This window comes from Achromobacter sp. UBA4530 (genome assembly GCF_002388205.1).
Lineage (GTDB): Bacteria > Pseudomonadota > Gammaproteobacteria > Burkholderiales > Burkholderiaceae_B > Achromobacter > Achromobacter animicus.
Genome location: NZ_DGMA01000031.1, coordinates 191657 through 216872 on the forward strand (window position 1 = coordinate 191657; position 25216 = coordinate 216872).

Here is a 25216-nt window from a genome sequence, read left to right on the forward strand (position 1 = left end):
CATGGAGCCCGCCGTCGCCTTGCACCAGGTCTGCAAGTCGTTCGGATCCCGCCAGGTTCTGGAATCCCTCAGCCTGTCCGTCAGGCCGGGGGAGATCCTGGGCCTGCTGGGTCCGAACGGCAGCGGCAAGACCACCACGCTGCGCCTGATGGCGGGCTTTTACACGCCCGACAGCGGGCGCATCACGATCCGCGGGCGTGAGCCCGCGCCGGGCCGCGGCAACGCCGACATCGGCTATCTGCCCGAACGCGCGCCGCTCTATGACGCGCTGACCGTCACGCAATATCTGGAGTTCGGCGCGGGCGTCAAAGTGCAGGGCGGCGCCAGCGCGCGGCGCCTGGCCATCGAACGCGCCATCGACGGCTTCGATCTGCAGGGCGTGGCGCGCTCGGTGATCGGACGTCTGTCCAAGGGGCAGCGTCAGCGCGTGGGGCTGGCGCAGGCCGTGCTGAACGACCCGCCCGTCCTGCTGCTGGACGAAGCCACCAACGGCCTGGATCCCGTGCAGATCGTGGAAGCGCGCGCGATGATCCGCCGCTGCGCCGAAGGCCGCGCGGTGGTGTTCAGCAGCCACCTGATGCAGGAAGTCGAGGCGCTGTGCTCGCGCATTGCGATCCTGCGGCAGGGCCGGTTGGTCGAGGACCAGCCGCTGGGCGAATCGCGGTCGGCGCTGCAATTGCTGCTGGCGTTGCCCGCCGCCGGGCATGCCGCATTGCACGCGGCGTTGTCCGCGTGCCCCGGCGTGAAGGCTGTGGACATCACGCTGCTGGATGCCGGCACCAGCAAGTGGCGCGTCACGTGGGACGCCCCGGGTGCAAGCGTGACCGGCCACAAGATCGCCAGTGCGACTACAAACGCCGCCAACAACGCGACCAACGCAGCCGCCTGCGACGCGGTCATGCGCACCGCGCTGGCGCACGCGGAACTGCGCGCCGTGCTCCCCGCGCAGGAAGCGGTCGAAGCCCGCCTGCTGGCGGCGCTGGCGCCCAACGATCCCCCGTTACGGAGACGCGCATGAAGGGTTTCGCGGCGTTATACCGCAAGGAACTGCGCACCGACTTCGGCTCGCCCGTGGCGCTGGCCGTCGTGGCGGTGTTCTGGGCTTTGTCGGGCTATCTGTTCAGCTTCAACCTGTTCTTCGTCAGCACCGGGCAGATGGTGACGGCGTTTCACAACATGACCATCCTGCTGATGCTGGTGATGCCGCTGGTCAGCATGCGCGCCTTTGCCGAAGAGGCGCGGCAGGGCACGCTGGAGCTGCTGCTGACGCTGCCGCTGTCGGACTTCACGCTGGTCGCGGCCAAGTTTGCGGCCGGGCTGACCATGCTGGCGCTGATGCTGGCCGGCACGATGTCGGCGGTGCTGCCGCTGGCCTGGTACGGCCAACCGGACTACGGTCCCATCGTGGGCGGGTACATCGGCGTGTTCCTGTACGGCGCGCTGTTCCTGGCGATCGGCATTGCCGTGTCCAGCGCCTGCTCAAACCAGATCGTGGCCGCCAGCGCCACGTGGGGCATCCTCGTGCTGTTGTGGTTCATCGACTATCCGGCGGCGCTGGATGCGTTTCCGGCGCTGTCGCCTTTCTTCCAGGCCCTGTCGCTGTCGGCGCAGCACGTGGACTTCATCCGGGGCGTGCTGCCCGGACCCGCCACCGTCACGCTGGCCAGCGTGGCCGTGCTGGCGCTGATGGTGGCCGCCGTCAACCTGAAGCGCTGGAGGCTGCGATGAGCCCCGCCGTGCGCCGCGCCGGGCGGCGGCTGTCGCTGTGGCTGCCGGTGCTGGCCGTGGCCGCGCTGCTGCTGGCGCTGAACCTGTGGGCGTCGCGGCATCTGGGCCGTATCGATCTGACCGCGCAGCGCGTGTACAGCCTGGCCCCTGAAAGCCTGGAAGTCGCGCGGCAGGTGCGTCGGCCGGTCGAGGTGACGTGGTTCTACGACCTGCGCAACAAGAGCATGGTCGACGCGCTGGAACTGCTGCGCCAGTACGAACGCGAGAACCCGCTGATCCGCGTGCGCGGCGTCGACCCGGCGCTGCGCCCGGCCGAGGCGCGCGCCGCCGGCATCCAGTTCGCGGGCAGCGCGGTGCTGGCCTCGGGCGAGCGTCGCACCACCATCAACGGCGGCACCGAAACCGACTTCACCAACGCGATCATCCGCATCAGCCAGAACGGCGCGCAGACGGTCTGCTTCACGCAGGGCCATCGCGAAGCGCCGCTGGACAGCCTGACGTCGCTGGACGACCTGGAAGACCACGACCACGACGAGAACCTGGTGGCGCGTGTCGAGGTGCATGAGCAGCACGGCATGGCGATGGCGCGCAACGCCTTGCAGACGCTGGGCTTTTCGACGCGCGCGGTGGGCGCGGGCACTCTGGCGCAGGCGTTGCCGCGCTGCGCCGTCGTGGTGGCTGCCGGCCCGCGTACGCCGTTTGGCGAGGACGACGCCCAGGCGCTGCGCCGCTGGACCGGCGCGGGCGGCAAGACGCTGTTGCTGCTGGAGCCCGACACGCGGCACGGCCTGGACGGCCTGTTGTCGGACTTCGGCATCGCGCTGGCGCCGGGCGCGCTGGCCGACGCGGGCAGCCACTATCGCAACGATCCGGGCAGTCCGGCCGTCAGCGACTACACGCGCCACAAGATGACGCGCGGCTTGCCGCTCAGTTTCTTTCCGGGTGCGGCCGGCCTGGAACCGGCGGGCGACGCCTTGCCCCCCGGCGTGGTGGTGACGCCGCTGGCTCAGACCTCTGCCGATGCCCAGGTGCCCGGCCAGCCGCCCTCGCGCTACACGCTGATGGCGCTGGCCACGCGCAACGCGCAGGCGGCCAACGCGGACGGTGCCGCGCATCCCACGCTGCTGGTTGCGGGCGACAGCGATTTCGCCATCAATCGGCATTTCGCCACGCTGGGCAACGGCGCGCTGTTCACCAACGCCGTCACCCTGCTGGCGGGCGAGGACGCGCTGTTGACCATTCGGCCCCGGCATTACGAAAACCGCCGTGTGGAACTGACCAACCGTCAGATGCGCGCGGTGTTCTGGACGAGCACGGTGGCCTTGCCGCTGCTTGCGCTGCTGACGGGACTGCTGCTGTGGTGGAGGAAGCGGTGAACGCGCGCGCGGCGCTGTGGTCGGCGCTGCTGGCGGCAGGCATTGTGCTGTCGGCGTGGCAATGGCACGAGGCCGCCGAATCGCCGGCGCATCACGACGGCCACACGCATCTGCACGACGATCGCGGCAAGCCCGCGCGGCTTTACGCCTGGGAACCCGGCATGGCTGCGCTGGTGACGCTGGCGGGTCCCGACGGATCGGTTCGATTGGCGCGCGGCCCGCAGGGCTGGACCGCCACGCCATCGGGCGCCGCAGCAGGCTTTGATGTGGCCGACTTCATCGCGCTGTTCTCGCAGACCCGCAGCGACCGCACGCTGACCCCGCAGGACGGAGAAACTTATGGCCTTGCGCCGCCGCAACTGCGCATCGACGTGCGCGATGCCGCGGGCGCGTCCTTGGCAACGCTGGATGTCGGCGCGCTGGCGCCGGATGGATTAGGCCGTTATGTACGCCTGCCGGATGAGGCGCAGATCCGGATTATCCCGGACTATCAAACCCGGGCGCCGCTGGCGGCGGTGGGGGCGTCAGCCGCCACTCCATCGCTTGTTAAACCCGCCTTGCACAAAGATAAATAGGTCGCCGATGAACCCCTACCTATACTTCGCAAACATAGGACGGCGGACCGGCCCAAGCCGTTGCGGGGCGGGCCTGTAAGCCAGCCATAAAAGTGCCTTCCAGCGTCTTGCGCAGCCTGCGCAGGACAGCACGGAAAGGTTGACAACGAGACAAGGGCGCGCCGGGCGCGCCCGGGGCGCAAGCCCGCAGGCCGCGCGATCCTGACGGTTCGTCGCGTCCGTGCTCAGCGTATTGGGAGAAGACGCTTGACCTTGGATCTACTGCCTCTCGCCTTGGTGGACGGCGTGGCATACGCCAGTCTGCTATTCCTGGTGTCGATGGGGTTAACCCTGGTGTTCGGTGTGATGGGGATACTGAACGTTGCCCACGGCGCGTTCTACGCCTTTGGCGGCTATGCCGCGGCCAGCCTCGTCATGTTCGTGGCGCCCAAGACCGACTCCCCCATTCTTCTTTTCGCGGCGCTGTTCGTGGCGGCCATCGCCGTCGGGCTGCTGCTGGGCAGCATCATGGAATTCGTCCTGATCCGCCGCGCCCAGAACTACGATCCCATCCTCAAGCTGCTGCTCACCTTCGGCGCCTTCCTGATGCTGGAAGACATCCAGCGCATGCTGTGGGGTGCGCAACCCTATAGCGCCAGCGAAGTCGTCAACCGGCTGGGCAACATCGAGATCGGCGACATCACTTACACGACATATCAGCTTGTCGTGGTCCCCGCCACGGCGCTGCTGGCCTACGTGTGCCTGGAGTTCTTCCTGCGCCACACCAAGCTCGGCAAACAAACAGTGGCCACCACGCACCACCGCGAGGTCGCCACGTCGCTCGGCATCAACGCCAAGAAGATCGGCTACGTCACCTTCGTGATCGCGACCATCCTGGGCGCGCTGGGCGGCGCGCTGGCTTCGCCCACGACCTCGCTGGTGCCGGGGGCGGGCACGGACATGACGGTGCTATCGTTTGCCGTTGTTGCCACCGCGGGCCTTGGCCAGATCACCGGCGCGCTGATCGCCGCGCTGCTCATCGGCATCATCCGCGCCATCGCCGTGTATGCGGCGCCGGAGCTGGAAGTCGCCGTGCCCTACATCATCATGGTGCTGGTGCTGATCATCCGCCCGCACGGCCTGTTCACCGTTGCTCAAGCGAGGACGATCTGATGAAAGTCCCTGTCCTCAGCCTGCTGGCCGCGTTGTTCACGCTGTTTCTTGGCTACACCTATTCCTGGACCATCACGCCCATCGTCATCGGCCTGACCTACGCGATTGCCGCGCTGGGCGTGTCGGTGATGGCGCGCGCCGGCCAGATCTCGTTCGGCCACGCCATGTTTGCCTGCATCTCGGCGTACACCGTGGCGTTCCTGGCCAAAGCCATGCCCGGCCTGGATGCGCTGGTCCTGATCCTGGCCGGCGTCGTCGCCAGTTTTGTCGCCGCCGTCGTCATTGGCCTGTTCGTGGTGCGTTACCGCGGCATCTTCTTCGGCATGTTGAACCTGGCGCTCAGCATGGTGCTGTTCGCGCTGCTGGGCAAGCTCTACACGCTGACCGGCGGCTCCGACGGCATGCGCATCGTGCGCCCGACCATGGCCGGCATCGTGATGGAGCGCGAATCCTTCGAACGCGCGTTGCTGGTGCTGACGCTGGTCCTGTCGCTGGTGCTGGCGTGGTGGGTGCAGCGTTACTTCCGCTCGGGCAGCGGCCAGGCGCTGTCGGCCATCAAGACTAACGAAACGCGCATCGAATACCTGGGATTTTCCGCGTACTTCATCATGTGGAAGGGCTATCTGCTGTCGGCGGTGGTGGTGGGCTTTTCGGGCGCGATCCTTGCGCTGATGCAGGGGCTGGTCACGCCGGAAATCGGCTCGTGGCTGCGCTCGGGCGAATTCGTCTTCATCACCATCCTGGGCGGGGCGGGCCACGCGGCCGGCGCTTTCCTGGGCGCCGTGGGCTTCGAATCCGTGAAGCTCGTGTCCGCCGCCTACTTCCCCGGTCTCTGGCAGTTCCTGTTGGGCCTCACGCTGATCCTGGTCATCTTCATGTTCCCCACGGGCTTCGTGGGCCAGATCACCAAGCGCATCAAATCGCGTGAACGTGCGCAGCGGCGCGCGCAGGCGCCCGTGCAGGTCGCGGCAAGGAATTGACATGAAACCCCTGATTCAAACCACCGACCTGTACCTGGCCTTCGGCGGCGTGGTGGCCGCCGACAACATCAACTTCGAGCTGCACGAAGGCGAACGCCTGGCGGTGATCGGCCAGAACGGCGCGGGCAAGACCACCTTCATCAATATCTGCACGGGGTACCTGACGCCCGCCAAGGGCAAGGTCTATTTCGACGGCAAGGACGTCACCGCCATGGCCCCGCGCAAGATCGTGCGGCTGGGCATGGGTCGTTCGTTCCAGCTGCCGCAGCTGTTCACCGAGCACACCGTGCGCCAGTGCGTGCAGATCGCGGCCGCGCGCCGCAACAAGGAACTGAGCTGGTTCCGGTCGCTGGAAAGCACCATCGACGCGCGCGAGGTGGACGCCACGCTGGACCTGGTGGGTCTCTTGCCCGATGCCGATGAAGCCTGCATCGAGCTGCCCGAAGGCAAGCGCAAGCTGCTGGACGTGGCGATGGCGCTCGCATTGCAGCCCAAGCTGCTGATCATGGACGAGCCCACCAGCGGCGTCGCGTCGGAAGACAAGTTCGCGCTGATGGAGACCGTGATGCACGCGCTGGACGAGCGCCGCGTGACGAGCTGGTTCGTCGAGCACGATGTGGACATCGTGTCGCGCTACGCCACCCGCGTGGCGGCGTGGATCGCCGGTAAGGTGGCCGCCGACGGCTCGCCCGAGGAAGTCTTGAACAATCCGCAGATCAGAAGCGAAGTGCTGGGGGCCTGAACCATGTTGAATCTATCGGCCATCAACGTCGACCTGGCGGGCAATCGCATCCTGCGCGACGTCAGCGCCAACTTCGAAGCGTCCCGCACCATCGGCATCGTCGGGCGCAACGGCGCGGGCAAGACCACGCTCTTGCGCACCATCATGGGCCTGACGCGCATCCGCTCCGGCAGGATCGCGTTCGACGGCACCGACCTCACGTCGCTGCCCGGCCACAAGCGCGCGGCCATGAAGGTGGGCTACGCGCCCGAAGACCGCGTCATCTTCCCGACCATGACCGTCGAGGAAAACCTGCACCTGCCGTGCGAAGTGCAGGGCCAGTCCAAGGCCGAGATCCAGGCCCGCATGGACACCGTGCTGAAGGTGGTGCCGCAGCTGGAACCCATGCTCAAGCGGTCCGGCTCCGCGCTGTCGGGCGGGCAGGGCAAGATGGTGGCGCTGGCGCGCGCCGTCATGGTCGGCACGCGGCTTTTGATGCTGGATGAACCCTTCCAGGGGCTCGCGCCCAAGCTGGCGCGCGATTACACCGAGGCGCTGGGTCGCCTGAAGGAAATGCAGCCCGACCTGTGCGTGGTCATCACGGAATCCAACGTGAAGCTGCTGGGCGACATCCCCGACCAGATATGGACGATCGAGCGCGGCTCGATCACGCTGAACTGATACCCCACGGAGACATTCCCATGACGCAGATGATTATCGGCGGCCGCCAGGTCGACGCCCAGGACGGGCGCACGATCGAGGTCGTTTCCCCCGTAGACGGCCAGGTGTTCACGACCATCCCGCGTGGCCAGCAAGCCGACGTGAACGCGGCGGTGCAGGCCGCGCGCGACGCGCTGGAAGGCGAATGGGGCGACATGACGGCGCTGGAACGCGGACGGCTGCTGATGCGCCTGGGCGAAAGCGTGCTGGCGCACCACGAGGAACTGGCGCAGCTGGAATCGCGCGATACCGGCAAGCCCATGTCCACCGCGCGCGGCGACATCACCGTGCTGGCCCGCTACTTCGAGTTCTACGGCGGCGCGGCGGATAAGGTGCACGGCCAGACCATCCCGTTCCAGAAAGACTATTCGGTGCAGCTCATCCGCGAACCGCTGGGCGTCACCGCGCACATCATTCCGTGGAATTACCCCGCGCAGATGTTCGGCCGCAGCGTGGCGCCGGCGCTGGCCATGGGCAACGCCGCGGTCGTCAAACCCGCCGAAGACGCCTGCCTGTCTATCATCCGCGTGGCCGAACTGGCGCTGGAAGTGGGCTTTCCGCCGGGCGCGCTGAACATCGTCTCGGGCCTGGGCGAAGAGGCCGGCGCCGCGCTGTCGCGCCATCCCGGCATCAACTTCATCACCTTCACCGGCTCCAACGAAGTCGGCGTGCTGGTCCAGCAGGCCGCCGCGCTCAATGCGGTCAAGTGCGTGCTGGAGCTGGGCGGCAAGTCGGCGCACATCGTTTTTGACGACGCCAACTACAAGCTCGCCATTCCGGCCATCGTCAAGGGCATCGTCCACAACACCGGCCAGACCTGCACCGCGGGCAGCCGGCTGCTGGTGCAAAAGGGCATCTACGACGACTTCATGAAGGCGCTGGGCGAGGAGTTTTCCAAGGTGCGCGCGGGCACGCCGGACATGGACCTGACCTGCGGCCCCGTCGTCAACAAGGCGCAGTACGACCGCGTCAACCGCTACATCGCCAAGGGCCTATCCGAAGGCCTGCAGGTCGCGGCCGAAGGCGGCATCGCCGACGGAGTTCCGCAGGGCGGCTTCTTCGTCAAACCCACGCTTTTTGCCGCCACCAGCCATGACAGCGACCTGCTGACGCAGGAGATCTTCGGGCCGGTGCTGGTCGCGCTGCCGTTCGCCGACGAGGCGGAGGCCATCCGGCTTGCCAACGCCACCGACTACGGCCTGTTGGGCGCGGTCTGGACCGAGAACGGCGGACGCCAGCAGCGCGTGGCGCGCGGCATCAAGTGCGGCCAGGTCTACATCAACGGCTTCGGCGCGGGCGGCGGTGTCGAGCTGCCCTTTGGCGGCGTCAAGAAAAGCGGCCACGGCCGGGAAAAAGGCTTCATCGCGCTGGAAGAGATGAGCACGACCAAGACCCTGATTCAGTTCTATGGCGAGTGATCGCCGCGCATCATACGGAGACAAAAAATGAGCCAGTTGCAAGGCAAGGTTGCGATCGTCACGGGCGGGGGCAACGGTTTCGGCGAGGGCATCGTCAAGCTGTACGCCAAGGAAGGCGCCAAGGTCGTGATCGCGGACATCAATAAAGAGGCCGCCGACCGCGTGGCTGCGGAAGTCGGCGATGCCGCGCTGGCGGTGAAGGCCGACGTGTCCAGCCGCGCCGACATCGACAACGTGGTGCGCGCCGCGCTCGACAAATTCGGTGCCGTGGACATCGTGGTCAACAACGCCGCCATCACCCACAAGAACCAGCCGATGCTGGACGTGGACGAGGCCACGTTCGATCGCATGTTCGACATCAACGTGAAGTCGATCTATCACATGGCCCAGGCCGTCGTGCCCGTTATGCGCAAGCAAAAGCGCGGCGTGATCCTGAACATCGGGTCGACGGCCGGCATCCGTCCGCGTCCGGGCCTCAGTTGGTACAACGCGTCCAAGGGCGCGGTCAACGTGCTGTCCAAGTCGATGGCCGTGGAACTGGGCGGAGAGGGCATCCGCGTCAACGCCATCTGCCCGGTCATGGGCGTGACCGGCATGTTCGAACTCTTCATGGGCCTGCCCGACACGCCTGAGAACCGCGCGAAATTTGTGTCGACCATACCGCTGGGCCGTTTCTGCCAGCCGTCCGACGTGGCCGCGGCCGCGCTGTTCCTGGCCAGCGATGCAGCCGAGTTCATCACCGGCGTGGAATTTCCCGTCGACGGCGGACGCACGGTATAGGTTTGGACGCCGGCTTGCCGCGGGGTCGCGGCATGCCGGATGCCGCGACCGCCCGCGGTCCGGATCACTTCTGTGGATGAAGACGCATGAAAATCAAAGCGGCGTTATTGCGGCAAGTGGGGGTCGAAGGACCGTACGCGCAGACCCGGCCCCTGACCATCGCGGATATTGAACTGGACCCGCCGGGGTTCGGCGAGGTGCTGGTCAGAATCCGTGCGGCCGGGCTGTGCCATTCGGACCTGTCGGTCATCAACGGCGACCGGCCGCGCGGCGTGCCGATCGTGCTGGGCCATGAGTCATCCGGCGAAGTCGTGGAAACCGGGCCGGGCGTCTCGGACCTGAAGGCCGGCGACCACGTTGCCATGGTGTTCGTGCCCAGCTGCGGCTGCTGCAATCCCTGCATGGAAGGCCGGCCCGCCTTGTGCGAGCCCGGCGCCGTCGCCAACACGAAGGGCACGCTGCTCGGCGGCGAGCGCCGCCTGCACATCGGCGACGAATACATCAACCATCACACCGGCGTGTCCTGCTTTGCGGAATACGCCGTGGTGTCGCGGCGCTCGTGCGTCAAGGTGAACGTCGAACTGTCCCACCGCGAGGCCGCGTTGTTCGGCTGCGCCGTGCTGACCGGCGCCGGCGCCGTCATCAACCGTGCGCGCATCAAGATGGGCGACACGGCCGCGATCGTGGGGCTGGGCGGCGTGGGCCTGAGCGCGCTGCTGGCCGCCGTTGCCGCGGGCGCGCGCCGCGTGGTCGCCATCGACCTTAGCGACGAGAAGCTGGCGCTGGCCAAGGAGCTGGGCGCCACGCACCTCGTCAACCCGAAGCAGATCAAGTCGGACGACGACCTCATGGATCTGGCCGGCGGCCGCGTGGACTTTGGCTTCGACATGGCGGGCGCGGTGCCGGCCTTCGAGACCGCCTACAAGCTCACGCGCCGGGGCGGCGCCACGGTGACGTCCGGCCTGCCCAACCCCAAGTTCAGCTTCCCGCTGTCGCTGTCGCAGATGGTGGGCGAAGAGCGCGAGATCCGGGGCAGCTACCTGGGCTCGGGCGTGCCCGCCATCGACATCAGCCGCTACATCGACCTGTACAAGGCCGGCCGCCTGCCGGTGGACCGGATGATGGGCCAATCGTTTTCGCTGGACCAGATCAACGAGGGGTTCGATCACCTCGCCACCGGCGGCAGCCTGCGCGACGCCATCGTTTTCTAAGGGCACAGACCCGATCAACAACACTGGAGACAACACCATGAAGACCTCAAGACTGGCGGCCCTCTTGGGCGCTACCCTGCTGTCGGGCCTGGCCACGCTGGCCATCGCCGCCGACAAGCCCAAGGAATTGAACGTCGGCATCTCGACCTTCCTGTCGGGCTCGGCGTCCGTGTTCGGTGTGCCGGCCCGCGACGCGGCCGACATCCTGATCGAAGAGATCAACGCCAACGGCGGCATCGACGGCGTGAAGATCGTGCCCAGCTACATCGACGAAGGCGGCGGCGGCGAGAAGCTGCTGTCCGAATACCGGCGCCTGGCCGAAGGCGGCACGCGCGTGATGCTGTCGGCCATTTCCAGCGGCCACTGCAACATCGTCGCGCCCGTGGCCGAGGACCTGAAAGTGCTGAACGTGCTGTGGGACTGCGGCACGGAAAAGGCGCTGGAAGGCAAGAAATACAAGTACGTCGTGCGCACGCAGGCCAACGCCACCACCGAGATGGTCGCGCAGGTGCTCTACCTGATGAAGGTGAAGCCCGACTTCAAGACCATCGCCATCGTCAACCAGGACTACGCCTGGGGCCGCGATTCGCGTGACATCTTCCTGGCCGCGCTCAAGAAGTTCAAACCCGACGTCAAGGTCGTCGCCGAGATGTTCCCGAAGTTCGGCGCCGCCGACTTCTCTACCGAAATCAGCCGCCTGCAGGCGCTGCGCCCGGATGTGATCGTCTCGACGTCGTGGGGCGGCGACCTGGACAACTTTGTGCGCCAGGCCTCGCAGCGCAACCTGTTCAAGAACTCCACCTTCGTGCTGTCGCTGGCCGAAAGCTCGCTGGAGCGCCTGGGCAACGCCCTGCCGGAAGGCGTCCTGGTCGGCGCGCGTGGCGACCATTACTTCTTGCATCCGGAAACCAAGGACGATCCCAAGCACCAGGCCTTCGTGAAGAAATTCCACGACAAGACGGGCGCCTATCCGATCTACTCGGTCTATCACATGGTGCAAGGCATCAATGGCCTGAAGGCCGGCTACGAAAAGGCCATCAAGGACAACGGCGGCAACTGGCCGACGCCTGAACAGGTGGCCGCCGCCATGCACGACGTGACCTTCAAGGGCTATGGCCGCGAAGTGAAGATGCACCGGGCTGATGGCCAGGCGTTGGAAGCGCAGCTGTTCGGCGTGACCAAGAAGAGCGACAAATACCCGTTCAAGGTCCTGGCCGACATCACCATCGTGCCGGCTGAACTGGTCACGCCCGGGGTGACGGATACGTCGATGGCGTGGATCGAAAAGAGCCTGACGCCTGATGTATTGAAGAGCGATCAGATCAAGGTGTTCCCGAACTGATCGGGACGGACAGCGCAAGCAGCAGTGTGTGGTGCAGGGATAGCCCCGGCGTGCGCGCCGGGGCGTTTTTTTGCTACAGCTCCAGCACCACCTTCTTGCCCCCGCACGATCGCGAGCAGCAGGCCATCATCTTGTTGTTTGCCTCGCGTTCCGCGCGCGTCAGCACCACGTCGCGATGGTCGATGTCGCCTTCCAGCACGCGCACCTCGCACGATCCGCACAACCCTTCCTCGCAATCGCTCTGCACATCGATATTGGCGCCGCGCAATGCGGTCAGCAGCGTCTGGTCCGCGGGCACGTTGAGGACAATCCCCGAATCCTTCAGCACCACCTCAAAGGCCTGTTCCTTCGACGGGTCCAGCGTGCCCAGCGTGGAATGGAAGTGCTCCACCCGCAGCGTATCTTCCGGCCATGCCGCGCAGCAGCCGGCCAGCGCATCCAGCAGACCCTGCGGACCGCACGCATACACCTGCGCGCCGGCGCGCGGCTCGGCGAGCAGGGCGGCATAGTCCGCGCGAGTGCCCTCGTCTTTGACGTGCAGATGCAGGTGATCTCCGTGCAGCGACGCCAGTTCGTCCGCCAGCGCCATGCAAGCTCGCGAGCGACCGCTGTAATGCAGTTCGTAGTCCAGCCCCAGCTCCCGCGCACGCCGCGCCATGGCGCTGATGGGCGTGATGCCGATGCCGCCCGCGATCAGGATGAGTTTTGAAGCCGTTTCGTCCAGACGGAAGTGATTGCGTGGTCCACGAATGCGCAGGCGCGCGCCGGGCGTGGCGTTCGCGTGCATCCAGGCGGAACCGCCGCGGCCATTTTCTTCGCGCAGCACGGCAATTTCAAAGACGCCGGTCTCGGCCGGATCGCCGCACAGCGAATACTGACGTGACAGGCCGGTATCGCCGCATTCGACGTCGATGTGCGATCCGGGCGACCAGCGGGGCAGGGGCTTGCCGTCCGGCGACACCAGGCGCAGCCGCACGATGCCGTCGGCCGCCGTTTCTGCGCTGTGCACCATGACCGGCCGGGTGATGGCGTGTGAGGACGGCTCGCCGATGCGCACGGGGTGCCTGTTCTCCAGCAACGAAGGATTCGCACGTTCCGGATTCTGCGCCGGATCCCATTCAACCCAGAGATGTTCCGGGCCGCGGAACGAGGTGTTCGGCACATACGTAAACGCCTGTTCCGCCAGCTTCAGATGGGGCAAGCGGCGTGTCAGCTCTTCCAGGAAGATCTGCATCTCCATGCGCGCCAGATTCTTGCCCATGCATTGGTGCGAGCCATACCCGAAGGTGAGCTGGTCGCTGGCGTTCTCGCGGCGGATGTCGAAGAGGTCGGCGTCTTCAAACTGGCCCTCGTCATGGTTGGCCGACGAGGTCACGATCAGCAGCTTGGAGCCGGCCGGAATCGCCACGCCCGCGATCTCCACGTCGCGCGTCGCGAGCCGCCGCCAGGCAGCCACCGAGCCGTTGTGCCGCAGGCATTCCTCGACCGCGTTCGGGATCAGGTTCGGATCCTCGCAGATCTCGCGCCAGGCCTGGGGATGCTTCAGCAGCAGCTTGATTGCGTTGGCCGACGCGTTGGCGGTGGTCTCGTGCGCCGCCACGATGCCGGCCATCATCATCGAATGCAGGTACGAGTCGGTGACCACCTCCGGATGGGTCTGCTGCTTGCGCAGGCCGTATTGCATCCAGCCGGGGCCGGACGGGTCCTGCCGCATCTTGTCCAGGATCTTGCCGGCCAACTGCCAGAAATTGCCGACCGCGTGCGCGACGGCAACCTGTTCTTCCGGCTTGGGCCGGCCCCAGGTGTTCACCGTGTGCGCGATGGAATACTGGCGCAGCAGGTCCATGTCTTCTTCCGGCACGCCCAGGAAATGCAGCGCCACCGTCAGCGGCACTTCCCACAGCATCTGGTCGACGAGATCGGCGCGGCCGTCGTCGATGAAGCGGTCCACGTAGTCGCGCGTCAGGCGTCGCACCATCGGTTCGTGGTGCTTCAATTCTTCAGGCGTGAACGGGTCCATCAACACGCGGCGGCGCGGCATGTGCGCGGGCTCGTCCTCGTTCACCAGCGTGCGATTCATGGCGTAGCCGTACGACGCCAGCACCGCGTTGGCTTCCGGCCCCGTCGGCGTGATCTTCTCCAGCGCGATGGACGGGCTGAAGGTGATGTTGTCGCGGAAGATCGCCTTGATGTCGTCGTAGCGCGTCACGACCCAGTAACCCAGTTGCGGGCTGTAGAACACCGGCTCTTGCTCGCGCGCCCAACGCACGTATTCCGGCGGGTCCTGCTGATAGCCGTCGCCAAAGGGATCGAACGCGGCGGCGCGCGCGCTGACCGGACAGCCCGTCGGGCTCTGCGCCGCAGCCAACGCGGCGTGATCGATGGGACAGCCCGAGGGGCGCGGGGTGGCGGATGCTTGGTTCATGAGGTCGTTCCGTGTGTTCGTCTTGCGGGCCCGCCGCGGGTTCGGCGTTTGGTGCGCGGCACAGGGTTTGCGGCAAATGCGGCACAGCTGGCAGATGGCATGCGGCGGGCCGGTGATGCGGGGTTCAGCGTGATGCTCAGTCCAGCGTGATGCCCAGATCCTTGATCAGCTTCTGCCAGCGGGCGCGCTCGGCGGTCAGCATCTCGGCGTACTGCGCAGGCGTATTGCCGATCGGCTCGATGCCGAACTCCACCAGACGCTGGCGCGTGGCCGGGTCATTGATGGTCGCGACCACTTGCTTGTTCAGCGCATCGATCACGGGCTTGGGCGTCGCGGCCGGCACCACCACGCCAACCTGCGCCGCGGCTTCTACGTTCTTCAGGCCGATTTCGGCAAAGGTCGGCACGTCGGGCAGTTGCGGCAGGCGGGTCGGATTGGCGACCGCCAGCGCCTTCACCTTGCCGCCGTTGATGAAGCCGGCGCCAGCGGCCAGATCCACCATCATCGCGGGCACCTGCCCGCCGGCCACGTCCGCCAACGCGGGCGACGCGCCGCGGTAGGGCACGTGCGTCAGGGTCAGACCCGCTTCAACCTTCAGCAATTCCATCGCCAGGTGGTGCGGGCTGCCCGCGCCGGCCGACGCGTAATCCAGGCCTTCCTTGCGCGCCTTGGCTTCCGCCAGGAATTCCTTGGCCGAGTTGACCTTCATGGCCGGACCCACCACCAGGATCATCGGAAACCGTCCCATCAGCGTGACGGGCGCCAGATCCTTCGCCGGGTCGTACGACAACTTCTTGTAGAGGGCCGGGTTGAACACCAGCGTGCCGTTGTCGGCGGACAGCATCGTGTAGCCGTCGGCCGGGGCGCGCGCCGTTTCCGACGCCGCAATCGCCGTGTTGCCGCCCGGCTTGTTCTCGATCACCACCGGCTGGTGCAGACGCCCCGTCAATCCCTGCCCGATACTGCGCGCCAGGAAATCCGACCCGCCGCCCGCGGCGTACGGCACGATCCAGCGCACGGGCTTGGACGGGTAGTCCGCAGCTGCCTGCTGCGCGGACGCGCTGGCACAAGCCAGCAGGGGCAGGGCCATCAGGCCGGCCAGGATGTGGTGTTTAACACTGCGCATGGACAAGTCTCCTCGTTGTGGAATGTCAAAAGTGCATTCCTTATTTGCGTAAAGCATATACGCAATGCGTAATTTTTGAAGAAGGGTTAACCTTAGTGCCGCTCCAGGCTTTCGGACCCTCGTTTGCCGGCGAGCGTCTGCCCCGGAGCCGTTTTTCCCTATGAGCAAAGCCGCCTTGCCGCCTGAATCCGACCTCGAATCCGCCCACGATCCGGCCGCCCGGCCGCGCGAGCGACGGCAGCGGGTCCAGGCGGCGGAAACCGGCATGTCGGTGCTGAAAGGGCTCGCTCGACTAGGCGGCCGCGCCAGTCTCACCGCGCTGGCTGCCCACGTCGGCGAAAGCCCCGCCAAGGTCCACCGCTACCTGATGAGCCTCATCGCCGAAGGCCTGGTCGACCAGGAAGTGGCGACGCAGCAATATCACCTGGGCCTGGAAGCGCTTTATGTCGGGGTAGCCGCCATGCGCCAGGCCGACCCCTTACGGATCGGCGAACCCGCGCTCGTGCGCCTGCGCGAAAGCCTGGCCGTCACGTGCTTTATCGCCGTCATGGGCAACAAGGGTCCGACCATCGTGCGATTCGAGGAGCCCGGCCTGCCGGTCACCGTGAACGTGCGCGTGGGGTCGGTGCTGTCGATGCTGTGGTCGGCGACGGGGCGGGCTTTTCTGGGCCTGCTGGACGAGGCGCCGGTGCGGGCGCTGGCGGAAGCCGAACTGGCCGGCGCACCGGCCGAGCAGCGCGCGCTGCTGGATCGGGATGACCCCATCGGCGTCTTGCGCCGCGATGTTCGGGCGGCGGGATGCGCCACCGTCAAGGACACCAATCTGCGCGGCATCAGCGCCGTGTCGGCGCCGCTGTATGACCACACCGGACGGGTCTGCGCGGTACTGACCGCGCTGGGCGCGACGGGCGGGTTCGACGTGTCCGAGGGCGGGGCGGTGGTGGCCGCGGTTAAGCGCGAGGCGCTGGCGGCCAGTGTGGCGTTGGGGTATGTGGCGGGATGACCCCGCGCAGAATCGACACTGTGTCAGACGCGTGAATCTACCGCCCCACCTCCAGCTTCCCCAACGCATCCCTGAAATCCGGATACTCCTTCAAAAACGCCTGGTTCCGCTCGAACCTCCCGAGCAACCGGTCATCGATCGTCAGATTCAACACCGTCTCCCGATCCCACACCCTGGGCCGACGCTTCACCGGAATCGGCACCTTCTCCGTGAACTCCTTGTACGAATCATGCGGTTCGCACTGTTCATAGTCGGTCGAGATCCGCTGCACCGTCCCCGTCTCTAGCCCCGCCTGCCGCGCCTTTTCCTGCAGCCATGCCGCCGGCAGCGTCTGCAGGCTCCCATCCTGATATCCGCCGCCCACATCGGAATGCGCGCCGATGAACCAGCGCTGTTCCACGGGCAGGTGCGCCGGCCGTGGCGGTGAACCCGCGCGACGAGTCCATAGCGTGGGAAAGTACGGCTCGCGGTATTCGTTGGTGGCGATGGCGTGGTAGGCGTTCAGGACGTGGTTGCTCAGTTCCGTGTCGTGGAAGTTGTAGAAGCTGGAGAAGCCGGGAAATGACACGCCGCCAACGGGGATGCCAAGGCTGCCGACGGTGTCCCAGACGCCGACAAAGTGCAGGTCGGTGTCGCGGGAGAAGCGGTCGCGGAAGGAGGCGGCTTCCAGGGACGATGGGGTGCAGTCGTCGCGGTAGAGCGCGTAGGCTTCCGAGACATTGTTTTCGGTGGGTTCGTTGAGCAAGCCGCACTTACGCACCATGCCCGCCAGGCTGCGGGCGGTGTAGGCGCCGCGGCTGAAGCCGAAAAGGAAGATGCGATCGCCGGGCTCGTGGCGCTGGCAGAGCCAGCGGTAGCCTTCGCGGATGTTGGCCGACAGGCCTGCGCCGAACGCGCCGCCCATGAATTTGTCGATGGCGGACCACAGGCCCTGGCCTTGTGTCCCCACGCCCTCGATGTAGAGCGTTTCCTGCGTGCTGGTCTCGGGCGCGGCTTTGTAGAGCTCGTAGACGTTGGTGCGGTCGTTGGGTTCGTTCCACGTACCGTCGAAGAATACGGCGAGGTTCTTCACCATGATCGTCTCCCCACACACAGATAAAGGCTGGCGATACCTATGCTGCCGGCTGGGACAACGCCTGCGTGAGGCAAGCTAGCACGCGGCGTGTCGAAGGCAGGGCGCGGGGTTTCCCTGCTGCATGTTCGTACACCTCCTTTCTGCCTAGCCCCGCGTGCGCGACGTTGTGTGTTGGCGGCGTTTGCGCGGCGTACCGTTTTCAAGAGTACGCCTTTACTACAGCATCAGGAGCCGTCCAAAGCGTGAGTGGATGGTATCCAGGACGCGAAAAAAAAGCGGCCCGAAGGCCGCCGTCGCAAACAGGGACAATCCCCCGTTCACACGATCTGGAATTGCACGTCGATGTTGTCGCGAATCGCGCGCGAGTACGGGCAAAGTTGATGCGCCGATTCGACCAGCAATTGCTTCTGCTCACCCGTCAATCCCGGCAGCGAAACCGCAAGCGTCACGCCAAGCGCGAAGTTGGCGCCGTTGTCGACCTTGCCCAGCGACACGCTGGCGTCGATGGCGATGTCGCGCGGCACGGTGATGCCGTGGGTGGCGCCGGCGCGCTTGATCGCGCCCATGAAGCAGGCCGAGTAGCCCACGCCAAAAAGCTGTTCGGGATTGGTGCCGGGCTTGCCGGATCCGGGCGTGCTGAGCGTGACGTCCAGCGCGCCGTCGCTGCTGCGGCCCGCGCCTTCGCGGCCGGCGGTGGTGTGGGTGTGGGCGGTGTAGAGGACCTGCTCGAGTTGCTTGGCCATGATGACTCCAGGATGGTCGGCGCGGCGTGGCCGTGCCGGGGGTTGAGAGCCTGCATTGCATCAAGCGGCTGTATCGGTCATGTGTCGGCGCCGGGGCGGGATGGCATCACCGCGTATCCAGAGCCGGCCCAGATACGCTGCGATACAAACCGCCGCCGTTGGCGGGCGCGGCGGCATTGGAGTATGTTGCGCGCTGGCGGCACGGGCTGCGTCAAGCAACGATCAAGCAACGATCAAGCAACAACCACGGAAAGCACACACATGGGACGTCTCGCCATTCTGGGCGCGCTGCACGAAGAAATTGCCGACCTGCTGGCGGCCATGGAACCCGGCGCGGAGACGCGCCGCATCGCCATGCGCGATTTTCAGGTGGGCACGCTGTGGGGCACGCCCTGCGTCATTGCGCTCAGCCGTATCGGCAAGGTGGCCGCGGCCGCGACGGCGTCCATCGTCATCCAGGAATTCGGCGTGTCGCGCGTGCTGTTCACGGGCCTGGCGGGCGGGCTGCATCCGCAGGTGCGCGTGGGCGACGTGGTCGTGGCCGATGCCCTGATGCAGCACGACATGGACGCGCGGCCCCTGTTCGGGCGGCACGAAATTCCCTTGCTGGGTCGCGAGCGCTTCGACGCCGATGCCGCGCTGAGCGCATTGCTGCTGGATAGCGCGCGTGACTTCGCGGCCAAGGGCGGTTTGCCGGGCGCGGCCGCGCAGCCGCGGGTCCATCATGGCCTGATCGCGACCGGCGACATCTTCGTCAACGACAACGATCTGGCGCACGAGCTGCGAAATCGCCTGCCCGATGCGCTGTGCCTGGAAATGGAAGGCGCGGCGATGGCGCAGGTGTGCCACGAGTTCGGCGTGCCGTTTGCCGTGATGCGCGTGATTTCCGACAGCGCCGATCACGCGGCCAAGACGGATTTCACGGACTTCCTCGTGAACCTGGCGCGGCTGTACTCTGCCGGCATTCTGAAGCCGCTGCTGCAGTCGGGCGCGCTGCGCGACGCCTGACGTTTGAAACTACGTGGCGAGCGGCGCGATCCTGACCTCCGCCGACAGGCCGCCGCCCTCGCGGTTGGACAGGATCAGCCTGCCGCCCAGCGCCTCAGCGAGCTGATGCGCGATCGCCAGGCCCAGGCCCGTTCCGCCCGTGTCCCGGTTGCGGGAGCTTTCCAGCCGGTAAAACGGTTGCAGCACGGCGTCCAGTTCGGCGTCCGGGATGCCCGGCCCGCGATCCAGCACGTGGATGGACAACGTCGAATCATGCAGTGCCGCCACGCGCACCTCGGCGGCGCCCGCGAATTTCAGCGCGTTGTCGATGAGATTGCCCAGGATGCGCCGCAATGCATGAGGACGCGTCAACAGCGGCGGCACCGTATCGCCCGACAGGGACACATCCTTGCCCGTGTCCTGGTAGTCGCACACCAGACTGTCCAGAAAGGCATTCAGGTCGATGCGCGCTGGCTGCTCGGTCTTGCCGTGCGCGCTGCGGGCGTAGTCGATGCCTTCGCGCACCAGCCGCTCCACTTCGTTCAAGTCCTGCGCCAGCTTGTCGCGGTCGGTAGACGCATCCATGAACTCCGTGCGCAGCTTCATGCGGGTAATGGGGGTCTGCAGGTCGTGGGAGATGGCGCCCAGCATCTGCATGCGCTCGGCTAGATGCGCGGCAATGCGGTCCTGCATGGCGTTGAAGGCGACGGCGGCGTGCGCGACTTCGGCGGGGCCCGCCTCGTCGAGCAAGGGGCTCTTGTGATCGGGATCCAGTTCCTCGGTGGCGCGGGCCAGCCGGGTCAGCGGACGCACGGCCAGTCGCACGGCCAGCCAGGCACAGCCGGCCAGCAGCAGCAACTGCACGCCCAGCACGCCAAACAGCCACGGCGCCGGCCGCATCCGCAGCAGTTCGATGTCCAGAATCGCGGGCTGGCCATCGGACAGCACGACACGCGCCTGGATGTGGCGTGGGTCGTCGGCCATGGCTCGGACCGTGACGGGACGCTCCGGCCCCAGCGCGGCCTCGATCGACTGGGCAGCGGTGCGCGCGGCGTCCAGAGACAGCGGCTGATCGGCCTTGCCGTCGCCCAGCAGATACTGCCGGTTGTTGCTGGACAGGCGCGGCAGCCAGGCGGCGCGCTCGGCGGCGGGCAGGCGGTCCAGGATGTCCATGGCGATGGCGACGTCGCGTTCCAGGTCGCCCAGCATCATGTTGCGGGTGGCGCTGTAGCGTTCGTAGAACAGCGAGGCGAACGACAGGCCGTACGCCAGGATCAGCCCCGCCACGAAGATCAGGAACAGCCGCGCGACCAGCGTGCGGGGCCAGGCGTGACGGCGCGGCGCGGCGGCACTCACGGTTCGCCTTCCGAGACTTCCACCGCCGCGGAAAACACATAGCCTTCGCTACGCACGGTCTTGATGTACAGGGGTTCGCGCGCATCTTCGCGCAGGCGCTGGCGCAGGCGGCTGACCAGGAGGTCGATCGAACGTCCGAAGAAGTCGGCGTCGCGGCCCTGCGTCAGGTTCAGCAGCTGGTCGCGGTTCAGCACGCGCTGCGGGTGATCCAGAAAGACGCGCAGCAGCCGGTACTCCGCGCCGCTGAGCGCCACGATGGTGCCTTCGGCGTCCAGCAGGTGCCGCGCCGTGGTGTCCAGCCGCCAGTTTCCAAAGCTGATCTCGCGGCCCGGCTCGGTCACCTGAAAGTTGGGCGGCAGCATGCGCGTGCGACGCAGGATGGCCTTGATGCGCGCCAGCAGCTCGCGCGCCACGAACGGCTTGACCAGGTAATCGTCCGCGCCCATCTCCAGGCCCAGTACGCGGTCCATGTCGTCGCTGCGCGCCGTCAGCATCAGGATCGGGATGCGGCGGTGCTTGCCGCTGCGCAGTTCGCGGCACAGCACCAGGCCATCGTCGCCGGGCATCATGATGTCCAGCACGATCAGATCGACCGTCAGGTTCTCAAGCAGTTGCCGCATCTGCCGTCCGTCGGCGGCCAGCGTGACGGTCAGGCCGTTCTTGCGCAGAAAGCCGCCGGCCAGTTCGCGGATCTCGCGATCGTCGTCCACGATCATGACGTGGTCTATGTGGTCCATCTGCGGGTGCCTTCTTGGTGGGTGACGGCGCGCCCGGCGCGCCGGCGGGGTTCCGGAATTCTATAGGCCTAGCGCTCGCCCGGGGGCAGGGGATCGCGGCGCGGGCGGGTGTTGGAGATGAGCTGGCATTGGAAGGGCTTGGCGGCCTCGGCGGTGAAGCCGCCAAAGAGCAGCAGCAGGACGGCAAGAAAGCGTTTCATGAGGGACTCCGTTGCGGGGTGTGATCGGTTTATAGCGCCGGGCCGCCCGCGGAGTGTGTCGTACTGTATACGCCCTGGCGGTGGATACACGCGCTTGAAAAAATCCGCCGATCCGGCACATGCCGGATACGTGCCACGGGTGCAATGGGGTCACTTTCCAAAGGACGACCCCCATGGACCTCATCAACACCCCCATCGCGTTGCTTGCCGGCATGCTGACCATTGCGTCTCCCTGCGTGCTGCCCCTGTTGCCCGTGCTGCTGGGCACCTCGCTGGAACGGTCCGGCCGCCTGCGCCCCTTGTTTGTCGTGTCCGGCTTCGTGCTGGCGTTCGCCGGCCTGGGCATTGCCCTCAGCCTCATTTCCAATCTGAATGAACACGTGCATGAAGCCGTGCGCTCGACCTCGATCGTCCTGCTGGCGCTGTTCGGCCTGGTGCGGATCTGGCCCGACCCTTACGACCGGCTGATCGCCCGCGTCGGCGGTCCGCTGCAGCGCCTGGCGGCGGCGGGCGGCACGGGCAGCGGCAATGCGGGCGGCTTTGTGCTGGGTCTGTCGCTGGGCGCCGTGTGGACGCCGTGCGCGGGGCCGGTGCTGGCCTCGATCCTGGTGCTGGCGGCCAAGGCGCAGGACCTCGTGCAGTCCAGCACGTTGCTGCTGGTGTTCGCCATCGGCGCCGGCGTCCCGATGCTGGTGATCGCCTACGGCGGGCAGGCCATCGCCACCCGGGTGCGCGGCCTGTCGCGCTACACGCAGCGCTTGCAGCAGGGCTTTGGTGTGCTGCTCGTCCTGACCGCCATCGCCATTTACTTCCAGTACGACGTCCTGGCCTATGCCTGGATCACCAACCTCTTCGCCTGACCCTCAAGGAGATAACCATGTTTGCCACGTTCAAGAAGATTGCCCTGGGCGCGCTGATCGGCGCCTGCCTGATGCAGGGCGCCGCGCAGGCCGCGCCGGCCGCCGCAGTCCCGGCCCCGGAATTCACCGGCATCGAAAAATGGCTCAACAGCGAGCCGCTGACGATGGAATCGCTGCGCGGCAAGGTCGTGCTGGTGGATTTCTGGACCTACACCTGCATCAACTGCATCCGCACGCTGCCTTACGTCACGAGCTGGTATCAGAAGTACAAGGATCAGGGCCTGGTCGTCGTGGGCGTGCACACGCCGGAGTTTCCGTTTGAACGGTCGACCCCGAATGTCGAAAAGGCGCTGCAACGCTTCGGCATCACCTATCCAGTCGCGCAGGACAACCGCTACGCCACCTGGACCGCCTACCGCAACCAGTATTGGCCCGCGGCGTACCTGATCGACAAGCAGGGCAAGGTGGTCTATAGCCACTTCGGCGAAGGCCGGTACAAGGAGACCGAGGCGGAGATCCAGCGGCTGCTGGCCCAACCCGGCTGAGCCCGGACCAAGGCCCGGAGGAAACCCGGGCCAATCCCCCCCCGCCAAACCCCGCGCAAACCAGATATGCGATCCCGCGCATAGCCCCGGCCCCGCCCCGCGCCTACCATGCTGCAAACACAAGAACGAAGTTTGGAGACAGCATGAAGATCGTTAGCGCGCTGACCGCGGCCGGGCTTTTGCTCGGCGCGGGTCTGTTTTCCGCGGCTGGGGCCGCAGGTTCCTATCCCGACCGGCCCCTGCGGCTGGTCGTTCCATTTCCGGCCGGCGGGGCCACCGACCTGATGGCTCGGGCGCTGGCGCAAGGGCTGGGCGAGAAGCTGGGCCAGTCCGTGGTGGTGGAAAACCGGGGCGGGGCGGGCGGCTCGATCGGGGCCGAGGCGGTGGCGACCGCCGCGCCGGACGGCTACACCCTGCTGTATTCGACGATGGGTGTGCTGACGATCAATCCATCGCTGTACGCCAAGCTGCGCTATGACCCGCAAAAGAGCTTTGCGCCGGTCTCGCTGACCAACCTGACCGCCAACCTGCTGGTGGTGAACCCGGCACTGAAGGTGAACTCCGTGACGGAGCTTGCCGAGCTTGCCCGCCGCCAGCCCGGCGAGCTGACCTTCAGTTCTTCGGGCAACGGCACGACCAGCCATCTGGCCGGTGAGATGTTCAAGTCCACGGCAGACGTGGATATCCGCCACATTCCGTACAAGGGCACGTCCGGCGCGATCAACGACTTCATGGCCGGCCGCATCTCGATGATGATCGACACCTCGTCCAATTTCGTGGAGCAGGTCAAGGACGGCAAGGTCAAGGCCTTGGGCGTGACGAGCCGCAAGCGCCTGGCGGCGTTGCCCGACGTGCCGTCGATCTCGGAGACGCCGGGTTTCGAGGACTACGAAGTCAGCCTGTGGTCAGGCGTGCTGGCGCCCGCGGGCACGCCGCGCGCCATCATCGATCGGCTCAACGCGGACATCAAAACCGTGATGACGGCGCCGCAGATGGTCGAGCGCATGGCGGGCTACGGCATTCAGACCACGTACAGCACCCCCGAGGAATTCTCCGAACGCATCCGCGCCGACACGCAGAAGTGGGCGCGCATCATCGACGCGTCCGGCGCGCGCGCGGACTGAGCGCCGGCCCGCCTGGCCATCGCATCTCCAACCAACGGAACGACCATGCCTTCGATGATCCGAGCTTTGCTGGCGGCGGCTGCCGCACTGTCCTTCGCGTCCGCCCCGGCCGCCGCCGCGTACCCGGACCATCCCATTACGTTGATCAATCCGTACGCCGCCGGCGGTCCGGCCGACGTGGTGGCGCGCAGCCTGGCGCGCGCGCTGGAAAAGCGCCTGGGCCAGCCGGTCGTGGTCGAGAACAAGCCGGGCGGCGGCGCATCCATCGGAACGGGCTTCGTGGCGCGCGCCAAGCCGGACGGCTACATGCTGCTGCTCGGCACGTCGGCCGGCCACGTCGTGACGCCGCTGATGCAGAAGACGATATACGACGGCATCCAGGGCTTCGAGTTCTGCTCGGTGGTGGCGGTGCAGCCCATCATGCTGGTCGTCAACCCGTCGCGCGGCATCAGGACGGTGCCTGACCTGATCGCCCGCGCCAAGGCGGAACCCGGCAAGCTCAGCTACGGGTCGGCGGGCGTCGGAGGGGCCACGCACCTGGGCGCGGAACTGTTCCAGCAGGCCGCGCACGTGCAGCTCAATCACATTCCCTATGCCGGCGCGTCGCCTGCGATCAACGACGCGGTGGGCGGGCAGATCGACCTGGCCATGTTGAACCTGTCCGCCAGCCTGCCGTTCATCCGCCAGGGCCGGCTGGTGCCGTTGGCGTATGCGGCCGACAAGCGCTCGCCGCTGTTGCCCGACGTGCCCACGCTGGACGAGGCCGGCGTGAAAGGGGCGCAGGCCGCCACCTGGTACAGCCTGGCCGCGCCTGCCGGCACGCCGCCGGACATCGTGCAGAAGCTGAGCGACACCGTCCGAAGCGTGAACGACGATCCCGACTACCGCCGCATCATGCAGGACCAGGCGATAGAGTTGATGGCGCTGTCTCCCCAGGATGCCGGCGCCTACGTCCGGAAGGACCGCGCCGACATGCAGCGGCTGCTGGGCACACTGGGGCTGCTGGCCAAATGACCCCCCACTTTCCTGCGC

The 25216-nt window shown here is 66.6% G+C and carries 25 protein-coding genes; 18 read left to right on the forward strand and 7 right to left on the reverse strand.

The genetic code is table 11. The features are described from left to right. Position 1 precedes the first annotated feature (1 nt). From B2W22_RS22020 to B2W22_RS22075, 12 genes are all read left to right on the forward strand, one after another. Entirely contained in the window at positions 2–1018 is a 1017-nt protein-coding gene (locus tag B2W22_RS22020) for an ABC transporter ATP-binding protein (RefSeq protein ID WP_286939566.1), read from the forward strand. Continuing rightward, entirely contained in the window at positions 1015–1728 is a 714-nt protein-coding gene (locus B2W22_RS22025) for an ABC transporter permease (protein WP_175122433.1), read from the forward strand. Before B2W22_RS22020 ends, B2W22_RS22025 begins: the two co-directional genes overlap by 4 nt. Continuing rightward, positions 1725–3104, forward strand: a complete 1380-nt coding sequence (locus B2W22_RS22030) for a GldG family protein (protein WP_286939567.1) — start codon at positions 1725–1727, stop codon at positions 3102–3104. The genes B2W22_RS22025 and B2W22_RS22030 overlap by 4 nt, the downstream gene beginning before the upstream one ends. Continuing rightward, positions 3101–3679 carry a DUF4340 domain-containing protein gene (locus tag B2W22_RS22035; RefSeq protein WP_286939569.1) on the forward strand — a complete coding sequence of 193 codons (579 nt, stop codon included), beginning with the start codon at positions 3101–3103 and terminating at the stop codon, positions 3677–3679. The genes B2W22_RS22030 and B2W22_RS22035 overlap by 4 nt, the downstream gene beginning before the upstream one ends. Positions 3680–3925: 246 nt before the next feature. Next, positions 3926–4831 carry a branched-chain amino acid ABC transporter permease gene (locus tag B2W22_RS22040; RefSeq protein ID WP_175122436.1) on the forward strand — a complete coding sequence of 302 codons (906 nt, stop codon included), beginning with the start codon at positions 3926–3928 and terminating at the stop codon, positions 4829–4831. Further along, positions 4831–5811, forward strand: a complete 981-nt coding sequence (locus tag B2W22_RS22045) for a branched-chain amino acid ABC transporter permease (protein ID WP_175137852.1) — start codon at positions 4831–4833, stop codon at positions 5809–5811. Before B2W22_RS22040 ends, B2W22_RS22045 begins: the two co-directional genes overlap by 1 nt. A 1-nt stretch (position 5812) precedes the next feature. Then, entirely contained in the window at positions 5813–6553 is a 741-nt protein-coding gene (locus tag B2W22_RS22050) for an ABC transporter ATP-binding protein (protein ID WP_175122438.1), read from the forward strand. A gap of 3 nt (positions 6554–6556) precedes the next feature. Then, complete coding sequence (locus B2W22_RS22055; RefSeq protein ID WP_175122439.1) at positions 6557–7213, forward strand: ABC transporter ATP-binding protein; 657 nt, start codon at positions 6557–6559, stop codon at positions 7211–7213. Between the two features lie 20 nt (positions 7214–7233). Further along, positions 7234–8670 carry an aldehyde dehydrogenase family protein gene (locus B2W22_RS22060; protein WP_175184707.1) on the forward strand — a complete coding sequence of 479 codons (1437 nt, stop codon included), beginning with the start codon at positions 7234–7236 and terminating at the stop codon, positions 8668–8670. Between the two features lie 27 nt (positions 8671–8697). Beyond that, positions 8698–9450: a glucose 1-dehydrogenase gene (locus B2W22_RS22065; RefSeq protein WP_175122441.1), complete on the forward strand. Its 753-nt coding sequence runs from the start codon at positions 8698–8700 to the stop codon at positions 9448–9450. 86 nt (positions 9451–9536) lie between these two features. Then, entirely contained in the window at positions 9537–10661 is a 1125-nt protein-coding gene (locus tag B2W22_RS22070) for a zinc-dependent alcohol dehydrogenase family protein (RefSeq protein ID WP_175122442.1), read from the forward strand. A 37-nt stretch (positions 10662–10698) separates the two neighbouring features. After that, the gene (locus tag B2W22_RS22075) at positions 10699–12003 is read left to right on the forward strand and encodes an ABC transporter substrate-binding protein (protein ID WP_175122443.1); all 1305 of its coding nucleotides are present in this window, start codon (positions 10699–10701) and stop codon (positions 12001–12003) included. Between the two features lie 73 nt (positions 12004–12076). Here B2W22_RS22075 and B2W22_RS22080 read toward each other — a convergent pair whose 3' ends face one another. Continuing rightward, on the reverse strand, positions 12077–14428 hold the full coding sequence (locus tag B2W22_RS22080; protein WP_286939571.1) for a cytochrome P450/oxidoreductase: 2352 nt from the start codon (positions 14426–14428) through the stop codon (positions 12077–12079). 136 nt (positions 14429–14564) lie between these two features. Then, positions 14565–15554, reverse strand: coding sequence for a Bug family tripartite tricarboxylate transporter substrate binding protein (locus B2W22_RS22085; RefSeq protein WP_105240652.1), 990 nt, complete (start codon positions 15552–15554; stop codon positions 14565–14567). A 160-nt stretch (positions 15555–15714) separates the two neighbouring features. Here B2W22_RS22085 and B2W22_RS22090 point away from each other — a divergent pair, with 160 nt between their 5' ends. Then, positions 15715–16557, forward strand: a complete 843-nt coding sequence (locus tag B2W22_RS22090) for an IclR family transcriptional regulator (RefSeq protein ID WP_175122445.1) — start codon at positions 15715–15717, stop codon at positions 16555–16557. Positions 16558–16594: 37 nt separating this feature from the next. Here B2W22_RS22090 and B2W22_RS22095 read toward each other — a convergent pair whose 3' ends face one another. After that, the gene (locus B2W22_RS22095; RefSeq protein WP_175184700.1) at positions 16595–17632 is read right to left on the reverse strand and encodes a DUF2235 domain-containing protein; all 1038 of its coding nucleotides are present in this window, start codon (positions 17630–17632) and stop codon (positions 16595–16597) included. A 317-nt stretch (positions 17633–17949) separates the two neighbouring features. After that, positions 17950–18375, reverse strand: coding sequence for an organic hydroperoxide resistance protein (locus B2W22_RS22100; RefSeq protein WP_056559187.1), 426 nt, complete (start codon positions 18373–18375; stop codon positions 17950–17952). 261 nt (positions 18376–18636) lie between these two features. Here B2W22_RS22100 and B2W22_RS22105 point away from each other — a divergent pair, with 261 nt between their 5' ends. Then, positions 18637–19383, forward strand: a complete 747-nt coding sequence (locus B2W22_RS22105; RefSeq protein WP_286939572.1) for a 5'-methylthioadenosine/adenosylhomocysteine nucleosidase — start codon at positions 18637–18639, stop codon at positions 19381–19383. A 9-nt stretch (positions 19384–19392) separates the two neighbouring features. On the opposite strand, the gene B2W22_RS22110 is transcribed toward B2W22_RS22105, so the two are convergent. The 3 genes from B2W22_RS22110 to B2W22_RS22120 all read right to left on the reverse strand — a co-directional run bounded on the left by B2W22_RS22110 (position 19393) and on the right by B2W22_RS22120 (position 21655). Beyond that, on the reverse strand, positions 19393–20718 hold the full coding sequence (locus B2W22_RS22110) for a sensor histidine kinase (RefSeq protein WP_286939573.1): 1326 nt from the start codon (positions 20716–20718) through the stop codon (positions 19393–19395). Further along, the gene (locus B2W22_RS22115; RefSeq protein ID WP_175122450.1) at positions 20715–21455 is read right to left on the reverse strand and encodes a response regulator; all 741 of its coding nucleotides are present in this window, start codon (positions 21453–21455) and stop codon (positions 20715–20717) included. Before B2W22_RS22115 ends, B2W22_RS22110 begins: the two co-directional genes overlap by 4 nt. Before the next feature lie 68 nt (positions 21456–21523). Beyond that, positions 21524–21655 (reverse strand): hypothetical protein, encoded by a 132-nt coding sequence (locus B2W22_RS22120; RefSeq protein ID WP_255595163.1) that lies wholly within the window; start codon positions 21653–21655, stop codon positions 21524–21526. A gap of 173 nt (positions 21656–21828) precedes the next feature. On the opposite strand from B2W22_RS22120, the gene B2W22_RS22125 reads away from it, so the two are divergent. The 4 genes from B2W22_RS22125 to B2W22_RS22140 all read left to right on the forward strand — a co-directional run bounded on the left by B2W22_RS22125 (position 21829) and on the right by B2W22_RS22140 (position 25198). Continuing rightward, the gene (locus B2W22_RS22125; RefSeq protein ID WP_175122451.1) at positions 21829–22515 is read left to right on the forward strand and encodes a cytochrome c biogenesis CcdA family protein; all 687 of its coding nucleotides are present in this window, start codon (positions 21829–21831) and stop codon (positions 22513–22515) included. A gap of 71 nt (positions 22516–22586) precedes the next feature. Next, positions 22587–23060 carry a thioredoxin family protein gene (locus tag B2W22_RS22130; protein ID WP_414632014.1) on the forward strand — a complete coding sequence of 158 codons (474 nt, stop codon included), beginning with the start codon at positions 22587–22589 and terminating at the stop codon, positions 23058–23060. 143 nt (positions 23061–23203) lie between these two features. Next, on the forward strand, positions 23204–24184 hold the full coding sequence (locus B2W22_RS22135) for a Bug family tripartite tricarboxylate transporter substrate binding protein (protein WP_175122453.1): 981 nt from the start codon (positions 23204–23206) through the stop codon (positions 24182–24184). A 54-nt stretch (positions 24185–24238) separates the two neighbouring features. Beyond that, positions 24239–25198: a tripartite tricarboxylate transporter substrate binding protein gene (locus tag B2W22_RS22140; RefSeq protein WP_286939652.1), complete on the forward strand. Its 960-nt coding sequence runs from the start codon at positions 24239–24241 to the stop codon at positions 25196–25198. Positions 25199–25216 lie beyond the last annotated feature (18 nt).